The organism is Arthrobacter sp. PM3 (assembly GCF_003352915.1).
In the GTDB taxonomy this organism is placed as follows: Bacteria; Actinomycetota; Actinomycetes; order Actinomycetales; family Micrococcaceae; genus Arthrobacter.
Genome location: NZ_CP022314.1, coordinates 2,294,371 through 2,308,339, shown reverse-complemented (window position 1 = coordinate 2,308,339; position 13,969 = coordinate 2,294,371). Strand labels below are relative to the sequence as shown.

At 68.7% G+C, this 13,969-nt stretch carries 15 protein-coding genes; 2 read left to right on the top strand and 13 right to left on the bottom strand.

Annotated elements, in window-relative coordinates; translation table 11 throughout:
- Window position 1: 1 nt before the first annotated feature.
- From CFN17_RS10650 to CFN17_RS10595, 12 genes are all read right to left on the bottom strand, one after another.
- The gene (locus tag CFN17_RS10650; protein ID WP_208747694.1) at window positions 2-1,042 is read right to left on the bottom strand and encodes a hypothetical protein; all 1,041 of its coding nucleotides are present in this window, start codon (window positions 1,040-1,042) and stop codon (window positions 2-4) included.
- Window positions 1,020-3,068 (bottom strand): flagellar biosynthesis protein FlhA, encoded by a 2,049-nt coding sequence (locus CFN17_RS10645; RefSeq protein WP_208747693.1) that lies wholly within the window; start codon window positions 3,066-3,068, stop codon window positions 1,020-1,022. The genes CFN17_RS10650 and CFN17_RS10645 overlap by 23 nt, the downstream gene beginning before the upstream one ends.
- 46 nt (window positions 3,069-3,114) lie before the next feature.
- On the bottom strand, window positions 3,115-4,215 hold the full coding sequence (locus tag CFN17_RS10640; RefSeq protein ID WP_208747692.1) for a flagellar biosynthesis protein FlhB: 1,101 nt from the start codon (window positions 4,213-4,215) through the stop codon (window positions 3,115-3,117).
- Window positions 4,215-4,973 (bottom strand): flagellar biosynthetic protein FliR, encoded by a 759-nt coding sequence (locus CFN17_RS10635; protein WP_208747691.1) that lies wholly within the window; start codon window positions 4,971-4,973, stop codon window positions 4,215-4,217. The genes CFN17_RS10640 and CFN17_RS10635 overlap by 1 nt, the downstream gene beginning before the upstream one ends.
- Window position 4,974: 1 nt before the next feature.
- Window positions 4,975-5,250 (bottom strand): flagellar biosynthesis protein FliQ, encoded by a 276-nt coding sequence (gene fliQ / locus CFN17_RS10630; RefSeq protein WP_090956900.1) that lies wholly within the window; start codon window positions 5,248-5,250, stop codon window positions 4,975-4,977.
- Window positions 5,247-6,098: a flagellar type III secretion system pore protein FliP gene (gene fliP / locus CFN17_RS10625; RefSeq protein WP_261792152.1), complete on the bottom strand. Its 852-nt coding sequence runs from the start codon at window positions 6,096-6,098 to the stop codon at window positions 5,247-5,249. The genes fliQ and fliP overlap by 4 nt, the downstream gene beginning before the upstream one ends.
- Complete coding sequence (fliO, locus tag CFN17_RS10620; RefSeq protein ID WP_208747690.1) at window positions 6,095-6,577, bottom strand: flagellar biosynthetic protein FliO; 483 nt, start codon at window positions 6,575-6,577, stop codon at window positions 6,095-6,097. Before fliO ends, fliP begins: the two co-directional genes overlap by 4 nt.
- A complete protein-coding gene (fliN, locus tag CFN17_RS10615) occupies window positions 6,578-7,300 on the bottom strand; it encodes a flagellar motor switch protein FliN (RefSeq protein WP_208747689.1) in 723 nt (240 codons plus the stop codon).
- A complete protein-coding gene (locus CFN17_RS10610) occupies window positions 7,297-8,193 on the bottom strand; it encodes a flagellar motor switch protein FliM (protein WP_261792151.1) in 897 nt (298 codons plus the stop codon). Before CFN17_RS10610 ends, fliN begins: the two co-directional genes overlap by 4 nt.
- 61 nt (window positions 8,194-8,254) lie before the next feature.
- A complete protein-coding gene (locus tag CFN17_RS10605; RefSeq protein WP_208747688.1) occupies window positions 8,255-9,079 on the bottom strand; it encodes a flagellar motor protein MotB in 825 nt (274 codons plus the stop codon).
- Window positions 9,076-9,888, bottom strand: a complete 813-nt coding sequence (locus CFN17_RS10600; RefSeq protein ID WP_208747687.1) for a motility protein A — start codon at window positions 9,886-9,888, stop codon at window positions 9,076-9,078. The genes CFN17_RS10605 and CFN17_RS10600 overlap by 4 nt, the downstream gene beginning before the upstream one ends.
- A 14-nt stretch (window positions 9,889-9,902) precedes the next feature.
- Window positions 9,903-10,205 carry a flagellar FlbD family protein gene (locus tag CFN17_RS10595; protein WP_208747686.1) on the bottom strand — a complete coding sequence of 101 codons (303 nt, stop codon included), beginning with the start codon at window positions 10,203-10,205 and terminating at the stop codon, window positions 9,903-9,905.
- A 220-nt stretch (window positions 10,206-10,425) separates the two neighbouring features.
- Here CFN17_RS10595 and CFN17_RS10590 point away from each other — a divergent pair, with 220 nt between their 5' ends.
- Window positions 10,426-11,589 carry a cytochrome P450 gene (locus CFN17_RS10590; protein WP_208747685.1) on the top strand — a complete coding sequence of 388 codons (1,164 nt, stop codon included), beginning with the start codon at window positions 10,426-10,428 and terminating at the stop codon, window positions 11,587-11,589.
- A 51-nt stretch (window positions 11,590-11,640) separates the two neighbouring features.
- Complete coding sequence (locus CFN17_RS10585) at window positions 11,641-12,309, top strand: DNA alkylation repair protein (protein WP_208747684.1); 669 nt, start codon at window positions 11,641-11,643, stop codon at window positions 12,307-12,309.
- A 230-nt stretch (window positions 12,310-12,539) separates the two neighbouring features.
- On the opposite strand, the gene CFN17_RS10575 is transcribed toward CFN17_RS10585, so the two are convergent.
- Window positions 12,540-13,943 (bottom strand): HNH endonuclease signature motif containing protein, encoded by a 1,404-nt coding sequence (locus CFN17_RS10575; protein WP_208747683.1) that lies wholly within the window; start codon window positions 13,941-13,943, stop codon window positions 12,540-12,542.
- Between the last annotated feature and the right edge of the window lie 26 nt (window positions 13,944-13,969).

The window sequence follows — 13,969 nt, the reverse complement described above, 5'->3', positions numbered from 1 at the left end:
TCTACCCTTCGCCGCCGGGCGCGTCGGACGACCCCGGCCGGTTCAGCCACTCATCCGGCCTGGGCCGGCGGCCGTCGATCCATCCCACCGGCAGTCCCAGCCCGGTGACGGTTTCGGCAGACCCTGTCTCTGAGGCTCCGACGACCGCCACTGCTGTCACAGGGAGCTGTGCGGACAGGACGCCCACCCAGCGCGCCGTGTCTTCGTGTTTACGGCCGGCATCCACCACGGCCCAGACCTGGTCGGCGTTCAGCGCGGCAAGGGACGGCACCCGGGCCAGGGCGTTCCGGGCCCTGCCCAGTCCGAAGGCCACGAGGACGGTGCGCTCCGTCACCACGGCGTGGGCGCGCGCGGCTGTGGCGCTCTGGCGTCCGTCGACGTGCAGATGGCCGTAAGCGGAGAGGTCTCCGGCGGTCCGGACATCGGCGCCGCCTGCCGCCGTCGACATCTCCAGGGCCGCATCCATGGCGTCCTCCCCCAGCCCGACCAGGACCACGAGGTCGCCGACGCCGGTCAGCGGCGCCGGGATCGGCGCCGTCGTTCCGGAACCGGCAGGTTCGACGGCGGCAGGGTCGACGGCGGCACGGTCGACGGCGGCAGGGTCGACGGAGGCCGCCGGTCCCGCCGGGGCCCGGAGTCCGGCGCCGAGTTGTTCCATGACCTCGGCGAAGTCCCGCGATTCGGTGGAAACCCCGGCGGGCGCCGGCCGGTGCAGGCTCAGTTCGGCGGCGTTGGCTTCTTCCAGCAGGGCGGCAATGGCGGCGCCCTGCAACTGGTGCGCGGAGCCGGCGGCCCCGCCGACGGGGGTTGCCGCGGGACCGGGCAGGACGTCGGCGTCGGGCACCACCTCACCGGTGACCACCTCGTGCCTGGGCATGACCTCGATCATGGCCTCGAAGCGGTCCTGGGCGAAGAGCCCGGCGATGCCGGGGCTGCTGACGCGCTCGGCGGACACGATCCTGGCTGCGGGACCGTACTGCTGTTCCGCCTTACGGCGGATCTCCTCGAGCGAGGACCCCTTAAGCCGATAGCGGTTCGGCATGGCGCACGACTCCTACTGTTTCGATCCGGACGTTGGCTGAGGTCACCTCGCGGTAGGACAGCACGGGCACCGACCCCGGCTGCCCTCCGATCAGGCGGTGGATGGCGGGCCGGAGCGCCGGGGCGCAGACGAGCACGGCCTGGCGGTTGGCGGCGGCTGCGGCGTCCACGGCGGAGCGCATGGAGCGCAGCACGGCGTCGAGCCGGTCCTGGCCCATGACGATCTGGCTGCCGCCCTCCGCCGGCCGCATGTCCTCGAGCATGTGTTGTTCCAGGACGGGGTCGATCATGATCACGTTGAGCACAGCCCCGTCCATGAACTTGGCTGTGAGGGCCGGTCCCAGGGCCTGCCGGGCCGCTTCGACGAGCGATTCCGGATCCGTGGACAGCTTGGCGCGTAGCGTCAGGGCCTCGTAGATCCGGGCGAGGTCGTTGATGGGCACCTGCTCGTCCAGGAGGCCCTGGAGCACGCGCTGCAGTTCGGCGAGGGAAAGCAGGGCCGGGGTCAGTTCGTCGACGGCGGAGGGGCTTTGCTTGCGCACACCCTCGGTCAGGACACGGACGTCTTCGCGGGAGAGCAGCCGGGCGGCGTTCGCCGAGACGATCGAAGACAGGTGTGTGACCAGGACCGAGACGCGATCGATCACCGTGGCTCCGGTCATTTCGGCGTTGTGGCGCATCTCCCCCGGAATCCACTTCCCGGAAAGCCCGAACACCGGCTCGATCATTGCCGGGCCGGGCAGCGAGTCGAGGTTGTCGCCCAGGGCCAGCATCTGGCCGCCGGGGGCCGTGCCGCGCCCGGCCTCCACGCCGGCGATCCGGATGGCATAGGTGGCCGGCGGCAGGTCCACGCTGTCCCGCGTGCGCACCGGCGGGATGACCAGGCCCAGTTCCATGGCGATCTTGTGCCGCAGGGACCGGACCCTGGCCAGGAGGTCGTCGGAGGCGCCGGAGACCATGTCCACCAGGTCCGGGGCCAGCAGGATCTCCACGGGGTGGATGCGCATGTCCTCGAGCAGCTTCTCGTTGGGATCCAGTTCCGGGGAGTGCAGCGCGGCGGCTTCGGCCTCGCGGGCCGCCTCCGCCTGCTTCTGGCCGGCGGCGGTGCGGCGGGAGGCGAGGATCAGCGCGGCGCCGATGATGATAAACGGGATGGGCGGCATGCCGGGGATCAGGGCCATGGCGAGGGCTGCGACGCCGGCGATCAGGAGCGCGTTGGGTGACTGCAGCAGCTGCGTGGACGCCGTCCGGCCCATGTCCGACTCCGCGTTGGAGCGGGTCACGATCATGCCGGTGGAGACGGCCATGAGCAGCGCCGGGATCTGGGTGACGAGCCCGTCGCCCATGGTCAGCAGGCCGTAGGTGTTCAGGGCGTCGCCGATCTCCAGGCCCCGCTGCACCATGCCGATGGCGATGCCGCCGACGAAGTTGATGATGATAATGATGATGCCCGCGATGGCATCGCCCTTGACGAACTTCGAGGCGCCGTCCATGGCGCCGTAGAAGTCGGCTTCCGCGGACACTTCGGCCCGCCGTTCCCGTGCCTGGGTGTCGGTGAGGAGCCCTGCGTTGAGGTCGGCGTCGATCGCCATCTGCTTGCCGGGCATCGCATCGAGGGTGAAGCGGGCCCCGACCTCGGCCACGCGCTCGGCGCCCTTGGTGACCACCACGAACTGGATCACCACGAGGATCAGGAACACGACGGCGCCGATGATCATGGACCCGCCCACCGTCACCTTGCCAAAGGCGTCAATGACCTGCCCGGCGTAGCCGTTGCCCAGGACCAGGCGGGTGGAGGCAACGTTGAGGCCCAGCCGGAACAGCGTGGCCACGAGCAGCAGGGACGGGAACACCGAGAAGTCCAGCGGCTTCTTCACGAACATGCTGGTCAGCAGCACCAGCAGGGCCAGCAGGATGTTGCAGACGATCAGGAAGTCCAGCAGCGGCGCGGGCACGGGCACCACCAGCAGCAGCACGATCCCCACGATGCCGATGGGCACCGCCAGCCGGTTCAGCCTGTTGTTCATGGTGCGGTCCTTTCACAGACGCTGGTTCCCGTGTTCATCCGGTGCTTCATGCCGTGCTTCCTACGGCGGCGCCCGTCCTGGGCATGTGGTGCATCCCGGCGCCGGCACCCCGGGCCTTGAGGGCCATGACGAACGCCAGGACACCGGCAACGGCCCGGTAGAAATCCACCGGGATTTCGTCCCCCAGTTCACAGGCCCCGTGGAGGGCACGGGCCAGCGGGATGTCCTGGACCATGGGCACCTTCTTCGACTCGGCTTCCTCCCTGATCCTGGCCGCCACGTAGCCGGCGCCCTTTGCCACCACGCGGGGCGCCGACTTGCCGGGCTCGTATTTGAGGGCCACGGCCACGTGCGTCGGGTTGACCAGGACGACGTCGGCGTCACCGATGGCGGCGATCATCCGGTTCCGGCTCATGGCCATCTGGCGTGCCCGGCGCTGGGACCGGATGAGCGGATCGCCCTCGCTGTTCTTGTTCTCGTCCTGGACTTCTTTCTTGGACATCCGGGTCTTCTTGCGGTTGCGCCGCATGACCACGAAGAAGTCCGCCGCGGCCAGCACGATTCCGGCGGCCACAGCGAACTGGACCAGGGCGGAAATGCCGCCGGCGGCTGCCGCGGTCACCCCGGCCACGGGCAGTCCTCCGGCGGTCAGCAGCACCGGCACCAGCCCCTGGACCACCATGTAGAGCACCAGCCCCACCACGCTTGCCTTGAGCAGGGCTTTGACGCCTCCCCACACCGCCTGGGCGCCGAAGATCCGCTTGACGCCGCTGAGGAGGTTGAAGTGTTCGAACTCGAGCCGGAATTTCTTCAGGTGGACTCCGCCCTGCAGGGCCGAGCCGGCGAGGACGGCCAGGAACACGACAATCAGCAGGGGCCCCAGGATCCCGGCGATGGAGGCGAACCCGTCCTCCATCGCCTTGACGGCTTTGCCGGGGTCGGGGGCGGCGACGATTCCGCGGATGCTGAAGAGCTGGTCCGTAGTGGCGTTGGCGGCCCGTTCCACGGTTGCCGGCAGCATGAGCGCAGCCGCGCCGACCCCGAGCCACGCGGTGAGGTCCTGGGAACGGGAGAGCTGGCCCTTGGAGCGGACCTCCTTCATCCGTTTGTCGGTGGCCTGCTCGGTCTTCTCCTGTGAATCCGCCATCAGCCCACCCCCAGCACTGCTTTGGCCGCCTGTCCGGCGAGGCTCGACACGATGCGCGGCAGGGCCAGGAACATGAAGCCGGCCAGCATGAGGGTCAGGAGGATCTTGAGCGGGAAGCCCAGTGAGAACGCGTTCAGTGCCGGCGCCACGCGGGTCAGCAGGCCGAGTCCCACATCGGCGAGGAACAGGACCACCAGTAGCGGACCGGCGATCTGCACGGCTGCCAGGAACATCCCGGAGACCGCCGCGATGAGGGCCTGCACCGGCTGGGCCAGGTCCAGGCCGCCGGCCAGGGGCAGGGCCGTGAAGCTGCCCGTGAGGCCGGTGATGACCAGCTGGTAGCCGTCGGAGGCGAACAGCAGGGCCAGGGCCGCCATCTGCAGCAGTCGGGTGAACTGCGCGCCGTTGACCATCATCTGGGGGTCGAACGCCTGCGCCATCTGGAACCCGCTGAAGAGGTCGATCAGGCTGCCCGCCGACTGGATGGCGGAGAAGATCACCATGACCAGGAAACCGAGGACAAATCCGGTGACGAGTTCGAGGACCAGTCCGGTAAGGAACCCGGCGGTGTCGCGGGGCGCGTAGCCGCTGGCCACGCGCTGCGTCACGGCCAGCCCCAGGCCGAGGCCCAGCATGGCCTTCACCCGCCCGGGGAAGGCGTGGTGCGAGAAGGGCGGTGCCACGATCAGGAAAGCCGTCATCCGGACCGTGGCCAGCAGCAGGACTTCCAGCCAGGCCGGGTCGATCGGGATGGCCACCTCACAGGCCTCCGAGCAGGGACGGGATCTTCGCGAAGAGGTCGTTCGTGAACGTGACCATCTCCGAGATCATCCAGTGTCCGCAGACGATCAGGGCCACGGCTACCGCGGCCGCCTTCGGCACGAAGGACAACGTGGCCTCCTGCAGCTGCGTGATGGACTGCAGCAGCGAGATGGCCAGGCCCACCACCAGCGCGGTGACCAGCACCGGCGCGGCGAGCTTCGCGGCCACGATCATGGCCTGGAGGCAGATGTCCAGGACGGCGTTGGCGTTCATCCGGTGCCCGCATAGCTTTGCACGAGCGCCGTGATGATCAGGCCCCAGCCGTCCACCAGGACAAAGAGCAGGATCTTGAACGGCAGCGAGATCATTACCGGCGGCAGCATCATCATGCCCATGGACATCAGCGCCGCGGACACTACGAGGTCGATCACGAGGAACGGGATGAAGATGACGAAGCCGATGATGAAGGCGGCACGGAGTTCGGAGATCATGAACGCCGGGATCAGGGTCTGCAGCGGGACGGCCTCCGGGGTGGCCGGGTTCTCGGCACCGGCGGCCCGGGACATCAGGGCGATGTCCTCTTCCCTCGTGTGGGCGAGCATGAAGTGCTGCAGCGGACCCGACGCGGCGCCGACCGCGCCGTTGAAGTCCAGCGTGCCGTTGAGGTAGGGCTGGATTCCGGACGTGTTGACCTCGTTGATGACCGGCCACATCACGAAGATCGACAGGAACAGGGCCAGGCCGGCCAGCACCTGGTTCGGCGGGATGGACGGCAGCGACAGCGCGTTGCGGGTCATCGCCAGGACCACGAAAATCTTGGTGAACGACGTCATCATCAGCAGCAGGGACGGCGCCACGGCCAGGAGCGTGATCCCGAGCAGGGTCACCACGGCGGAGGAGGGTTTGCCGTCCGCCCCGTTGATCTGGATGCTGACGTCGCCCGTGCCGGGGTTCGCCGGGTCGGTCGGTGCCACCGGCGCGGCCGGGTCGATGGGTGCGGCGTGGCCGGCGGGGGCAGCCAGCCACAGCAGGAGGACGGCGAACAGCACGGCGGCGAGGCCCAGGACCACGATCCGAACAGCGGGCACCCCGGAGGAACCGGTGCAGAGACGGCGGATCAATTGTGGCGCCCGCTCCTGAGCGCGGCGGCGGCCTGCTTCCACGTGGAGCCGGCGAGGATGGACCCGTGCAGCGGCGGGTGGGCGCTGCGGTGAACGGAACTGCGGCGCGGCAGCGGCGCGTCCCGCCCGCCGTCGGGGTTCCCTGCGGCGGGACGGGCCTCGGCGAGGATCCGGGCAAAATCGCCGAAACCGCGGCTGGTGGCGGGGACGGTGACTTCTTCTGGCTCGGGTGGGATGTCCCCGGTGTGCAGGACATTCACGGCGTGCTCAGTGACGCCCAGCAGGAAACGCTGCCCGGCGGCGTCGACCACCACCACGGAGGCCTTCTGGCCGAGATTCTGCCGGCTGACGACGGTCAGGGCGCGGTCCGCCCGGCGCCGCCCGGCGCCTTTGCCCAGCCGCCGCTGCAGGAACCACATGAGGCCAAGCACCGCGCCCAGGGCCACGAGTACCCGCAGCCCGAGGATCAGTGCGTCCATTCAGCTAAGCCCCTCGGCGACGTCGAGGATGCGGGTGATTCGGACCGCGTAATCCTGGTCCAGGACCACCACTTCGCCGTGTGCGATCAGGCGGCCATTGAGGAGGACGTCGGCCGGGGCCCCGGCGGAGCGGTCCAGTTCGATGATCTTGCCCGGTTCCAGGCCGAGGACATCGCGGACGGACATCCGGGTGCGCCCGATCTCCACGGTCAGGGCCATTTCGATGTTGTTGATCCGGCCCAGCCGGCCCGCCACGGTGTCGCCGCCGGCGAAGACGTCGCCGGCGCGGTCCTGGCTGTTGCCGTGTTCGCGGAGCCGGACTGCGAACCAGGCCGCGGCGTTACTGCCGTCGGAAAGCTCAAAAACGGCCGTGTCAGGATCTGACAGGAGCCCGGAGACGTCGGATTCGCGCAGGTCAGACAGGACACCGGCGCCAAAGACCGAACTGGCGCTTTCCATGGCCGGGCGCAGCACATCCGTCACGGAGACGTGGCCCAGCTGGGTCGCGGCCCCGGCGGCCTCGTCCAGGAAGGTCCGGTCGCTGAGCATGAGGGCGAGGTCAGCGGTGACCGCACCGACGAAGGTTGCAGTGACCGCCTGGCGGGCGTACGCCGCCGCGGCCCGGGCGGGAACCACCGCGACGACCTTCAGGGCCACCGGGCTCGGCAGTTCCTCGACGAGCCGTTCCGCCGACAATTCGTGCTTGGTCAGGGTGATGCTCATCGTTGGTTCTCCTCGATTGTGACAATGACGGCGGCCGCGCGGGAGCCGTTGCGGGCGGGTGCGGCGGTGGCCAGCCGGGTCCCGTCCAGGGTGAGGTCAAAGGGCCGGTTTTCCAGGTGCGGCAGGGTCAGGACGTCGCCGACGGCGAGGCCCAGGACCTGGCTGGGGGTGACAAACGACGTCGACAGCCGCACCGACAGCTCCACCGGCACCTGTTCCAGCTGGGCGCTGATACGCGCCGCGGCGTCGCCGCGGGTGTCGGTCGGATTCACCTTCTTGAGCCGGCCCAGCAGGATGGCAGCCGGGACGGCCAGGGTGGCGGGGGCGTTGACGTCCCCGACACTCATGGTGAACGAGGCGACGATCATCAGCTCGCTGGGCGCGGCGGCCTGGGCGAACTGGGAGTTGTACTGGATGGTGTCCACCCGGACCGACTCGCTGAGCAGCGGGCCCAGGGAATAGCCGAGGTCTTCCAGCGCCTCGTCCATGAGTCCCTTGATCAGGGCCTGCTCAATCTGGGTGAACTTCCGGTCCGGCATGGGCGAATCGTTTGAGGCGCCGAGCATGCGATTGACCCAGCCGAGGGCGGCCGGTCCGGGGAACTGCACCACCAGTTTGGAGTCCTGGGTCTCCACCGCGCACAGGACCATGGCCGTGACGGCGGGCAGCGACGCGGCGTATTCGTCGTAACTGAGCATGCTGACGTCTTCGAGGCGCACCACGGACTTGACCCGGACCTTGGCGGTCAGCTGGGTTCCCCACTGGCGGGCGAAAGTCTCGAAGGCGAGCTCCAGCACACGGCTGTGTTCGCGTGCGAGCGTGGCGGGGCGACGGAAGTCATAGACGCTGACGGTCCGCTCCCGAGCCACTTCCCGCTCATCCAGAACACTCACGGTTGCCACTATCGGCAGGGGACCTGCCGTCGTAAGCAATTCGCCGTAGGCAATGGGCTGCCTATTTCCCGCTCAGCTTCAGCGCTTCCGGAATCAGCGCCCGGACGACGTCGGGCTTGTCCGAAATGACCACGATGTCCACCCGGCGGTTGCGCTCCATGAGCTCCGGGGTGGAGTCGTCATTGACCTGGCGGGCGGAGCCGAAGGCGACGGCGCCGATGCTTCCGGGCGCGATGCCGCCGCGGTCCACCATGTAGCGCAGGACGTTGACGGACCGGGCCGAGGACAGCTCCCAGGTGGACGGATAGGCGGTGATGCCGTTCGCGGCGTGCCCCTCGACCATGACTTCCATCCCGGCCGGCTTCAGGATCGGCGAGATGATCTGCAGCACGCGGCTGGCGCGGGCAGTAAGCTCGGGGCGGTCCGGTTCGAAGAACGCCTGGGATCCGACGAGTTTGACCGTCAGGCCGCGCTGGTCGATCTGGAACTCGACGTTCTCGCTAAGCCCGGCGGCGTCCAGTCCGGCCTGCATTTTCGCCTGCAGTGCCTTGAGCCGGTCCGCTTCCTTGATGGCCTGGGCCATGTTCTCCGGGGACGTGGTGGCCGCGCCCTTCACGGCGGCGAAGGCTTCCAGGTTTTCGTCCACAAGTTCCGGCGGCACCACAGTTCCCGACGCCGTGTCCACCGTTTGCGACGCCACCGCGCCGAAGCCGGTGGCGAGCGAGTTGCGGAGCTTTTCAAACTTGTTCGCGTCCACAGTGGACATGGCGAACAGCACGATGAACATGCACATCAGCACGGTGACCATGTCCATGTAGGAAGCCATCCACCGCTCGTCGACGTGGTGCTCTTCGGGCTTCTTCCGCCCGCGCCGCCTCGGGCTCACGCGGCCTGGTCCATCTTGTCCGCAGCGCCGCCCTTCTTCGCGCCGCCCGCGGAGGCCTTGAGCTGGTGCTCGGGGACCATGGCGCGGAGCCGTTCGGCGAGCAGCAGCGGCTGGGCGCCGGACTGGACGGACAGCATGCCTTCCATCAGCAGCGTCATCCGCTCGATGTCCAGCTCCGAGAGCCGGCTCATCCGGGCGCTGAAGGGAAGCCAGATGAAGTTGGCGGACAGCAGGCCCCACAGGGTGGCGACAAAGGCCGCCGCGATCATCGGGCCGAGGTGGTCCGGTGTGGAGAGGTTTTCCAGGACGTGGGTCAGGGACACCACGGTGCCGATGATGCCCACGGTCGGCGCGTAGCCGCCGAGGCTCGCGAAGAACTTGGCGTTGGCGTGGTCGCTGCGGGCCTTGGAGTCGATCTCGTCCTCCATCAGCATCCGGAGGTCCTCGGCGTCGGTGCCGTCCGCGATGTTCTGCAGGGCACGGGCCAGGAACGGATCCTTGACGCTGGCCGCTTCTTCTTCCAGGGACAGCAGGCCCTCGCTGCGGGCCTTTTCGGCGAAGCGGACCATCTGGTCGATGCTTTCCTGCGGCTTGGCGGTCTTCCCCAGGAACATCTTGGGGACGGCCTTGAAGGCCTGCAGGGTGTCCTTGAGGGTGTTGCCGGCGATCCCGACGGCGAGCGTGGCACCGAAGACCAGGATCATGGGCGCCGGCAGCAGCAGCGCCGACAGGCTGGCGCCTTCGAGCGACACCATGGCGATGACGGAGCCAAAGGCGAGGAGCAGTCCAATGACTGTTGCGGGATCCATGGTTGCTTTCCGGGTTACTTTCTGGGTTTCACGGGCGCGGAGGGGCCGGCGCCGTCGTCGGTGTCGTCGTCGTCCGGGCCTTCGGTCCGGACCAGGCTCAGCGGATACCCGGTGACGGCCGGGAAGTCCCTGGCCTTGCTCAGGATGTAGGCCCGGTAGTCGGCGATGAGTTCCACCACTTCCGCGAGGCTTTCGAGCACCACGTAGGCGGCGCCGTCGAGCGTCACCAAATGCGTGTCCGGGCTCTCGTGGATGCGCTCGATGAGGTCCGGATTGACCGCGAAGCGCGTTCCGTTGAGGCGTGTGACGACGATCATGGGCCGATTCTGCTCTGTGAGGGGAAGGGTGTTCTGATCCGTACTGTCGGCACGCCGGGCCCCTTCGTTAGAAATCAGCTCAGACGGTAGGAATCAAGGGTTGGAAATCGCTATGGTGGGATCAGTCGGGGCCGTGCGGCCCGCCCCGCTGTGCGGTTGCCGGACCCGCTGAACCGGCGCGAGGATGCAACGGCCGCCCGCCTGATCAGGAAGGCCAGCCATGGCGCAGTTCCCGGCTCTTGAGCAACCGTTGAATCCCTTTCCGTACTACCAGGCCATGCGGCAGAGCGACCCCGTTTTCCAGGACCAGGAAACCGGGGTCTGGCATGTGTACGGCTACGACGACGTGCAGCGTGTCCTGTCCGAGCACGCCACCTTCTCCTCCCGGATGGGCGGTGAGAACCCCTCGGAAACCGGCCAGCTTTTTTCCGCCAGCCTGATCAACACGGATCCGCCCCGGCACCGGCAGTTACGGTCACTGGTGACCCAGGCGTTCACGCCGCGGGCGGTCGAGGCACTCGGCCCGCGTATTTCGGAGCTGACCCATGAGCTGCTGGACCCGGTGGTGCCGGCCGGGAGCACCGACCTGATCGACCGGCTGGCCTACCCCTTGCCCGTGATCGTGATCGCGGAGCTCATGGGCATCCCGGCGACGGACCGGGACCGGTTTAAGCAGTGGTCGGACATGATCGTGAGCCAAACCCCGGACGCCGCCGGGACCGGCGACTCCGGCGGCCAGCGGGAAATGGTGGAGTACTTCATGGGCATGATCGAACAGCGGCGCCACCAGCCCGGCAGTGACCTGATCAGCGCGCTCCTCGCGGCCGAGATCGACGGACAGAAACTGAGCGTCATGGAACTGCTCGGCTTCTGCGCCCTGCTGCTCGTCGCGGGCAACGAGACCACCACCAACCTGATCGGCAACGCGGTGCTGTGCTTCACCGAGGCACCGGGCCTGGCCGAACGCCTCGCAGCGGAGCCCGCGCTGCTCCCGCACGCGATCGAGGAGGTGCTGCGCTACCGCTCCCCCGTCCAGTCGATGTACCGGGTCTCCGCCGTCGAGACCACACTGCGCGACCAAACCATTCCGGCGGGTTCGCCCCTCGTGGCCTGGATCGGCTCGGCCAACCGCGACCCGGAGCAGTTCCCGCAGCCTGACGTGTTCGACGCCGGCCGCTCGCCCAACCGTCACCTCGCCTTTGGCCAGGGCATCCATTTTTGCCTCGGGGCGCCGCTGGCGCGGCTCGAGGCCAGGATCGCCCTGGAGGCTGTGCTCTCCCGGCTGCCGGGGCTCGCCGTGGAGCCCGGGGCGCGCCTCGAGCGGATGGAAAGCACGATCGTTTACGGCGTGAAGGAGCTCCCCGTGCACTGGCAGGCCGGCTGAGGAGGGGCGGCCGTAGACTGCATCCGAGAACCGAATGACCGGGAGGCAGGGATGTCGAAGACGACGGTGGATGCAGTAATGGCCGAGCTAGCCGCGCTTGACGACCCGAAGATGCGCGCGGCCAACGAGAAGCGCGGCGATGACCACGGCGTCAACCTATCCAGGTTGCGCGCGGTCGCGAAGCGGCTCAAGACCCAGCAGGACCTGGCCCGCGGATTGTGGGCCACGGATGACACCGCGGCCAGGCTGCTGGCGCTGCTGGTCTGCCGGCCGAAAGACTTTGGGCCCGCCGAGCTGGATGCCATGCTGCGCCAGGCCCGCGCCCCCAAGGTGCACGACTGGCTGGTGAACTACGTGGCCAAAAAGAGCCCGCACGCCGAACAGCTGCGCGTGGCCTGGACGGCGGACCCGGATCCGGTGGTCGCGAGCGCGGGTTGGGCACTGACCGCCGGGCGCGTCGCGACGACGCCCGAGGGACTCGACCTCTCCGGGCTGCTCGACACGATCGAGGGGCAGATGAAGGACGCCCCGGACCGGCTGCAGTGGGCGATGAACACGACGTTGGCGCAGATAGGGATCGAGCACGCCGAGTACCGGGTCCGCGCGATCGGCATCGGCGAGCGCCTCGGGGTGCTCAAGGACTACCCCACCCCGCCGAACTGCACCTCCCCGTACGCGCCGGCCTGGATCAACGAGATGGTGGGCCGGCGGGGCGCCTGACGCGCCGCCGCCAGCCGCGGCGGAAGGCCGCTACTGCGCGACCGCGGGCGGCACCACGTGGATCCGGTTGTCGGCAATTAACGGCAGCAGGCCCAGGCGGAGGAGTTCGGCCTTGACGCGGCCCATGCAGTCGGCGCTGACGGGTGTGCGGGTCCCGGACGAGGTCGAGGGCCCAGAACACGCCCGGGCAGGTCTACGCCCTGGACTAACCCGGGAAGGACCGGGCCGCCTTAGAACGGCGGAGGTTCGTCCGCCTTGTGCGGGTCAGTGGCCTTTCCGAAGTCCGCTGGCCCCGTGGAGTAATCCCGGCCCAAGGGTGAAAGCCACTCGAGGTCGCCGGCCGGGGAGGACTGCCTGTAAGTCCACGCGCCTATCGACTTCAGTGCGTGGTGCCGTCGGCAAAGCATCGCCAGGTTGCCGGCATCGGTGGTTCCACCGTCCTGCCACTCGATGGTGTGGTCGGGTTCGCAGCCCGAGGCCGGACGGGTACAGCCAGGGAAGCGGCAAGTCCCGTCCCGGCACTTCAGGTACCGGCGCAGCGCCTTCGGCGGACGGTAGGCTCCACGGCCCACGCCCAGGGCGTGACCGGTGGTGCAGTCGGTGAAGAGTCGGTGCCACGTGGGTGCAAGGGCCGCCAGGCGTCGGGCCGTCGAAGCATCGAGGGGGCCATAGCCTTCGAGTTCCGCCAGGGGAGCCTCTGCGCCGTCGGCACTGCCATCGAGGACCAGCCCGACGGGAATGGTGACGATGACCTCGGCACTGAATGCCCCGGCGTCCGACTCATCAGTCCCGCCCAGAAGCCGGCGGGCGAGCGCTTCGGCACGAAGCTCGGACAGTGTGCAGGGTTCGGGACCGGCACTGGGTCCGGCAGCCTTCGCGCCTGCCTGCCGTGCATCGCAGTCGATCCCGTTGAAGATGGCCGTTCCGACTTCCGCGTCCAGGAGCGCCGTGAGCGTGCACATGCCGTCCGGCTCAGGCGACATCCACACACCGCGCTCACGCCGGGCTGCCTCCTTCCGTGCCGCGAGACTCTCAGGGTGGAGGCTCTCACGAAGCCGCCGCAGGCATGCGCGCAACTCGGCCGGAGTGCGACGCCGGCCCTGCCTTGTCCTGGTGCGCCGCAACGCCAGTCTGGAGAACGTCCCGGCCTGCCCGGCCGGTAGGGAGCGGGCCTGCTCGAGGATGATCCGGGCGTGCGCCGCGGAGATCCCGCCGTCTTCCAGCGCCTCGAGGACAGCCCACTGGGATGCCGCGCAGTCCGCGGCATCATTAAGCGAGCGCGCGGCAGTGCCTTCGGAGACGGCACACGCTGCGGATACTTCGGTGACGGCAAGCGCATGGGCCTCGCCCCCGCCAAACCGTACCGGCTGTCCGGCTTGCCTCCGGGGAGAGTCTTCACCGATCGCTTCTTCGACCCGGGCCAAGGCACGCAGTTTCACGGCTGTTGCCCAGCCGATCAGGCGGTCAGTGGACTCGACCAGGCGGAGAGCCTCGTCCGCGGTGAGGAAGGAGGCCAGCGGAAAGCTCACGGTGCCGACCAGCATCGAGTCCTCCCGGTCCGGGAAGCCGACAAGCGGCACCCACCTATCGTCTGCCGTCACATCGTCATCCGCCGCGACTTCCCCGGCCTCCATGCCCCTCCCTCCTTCGGACGCTCTGT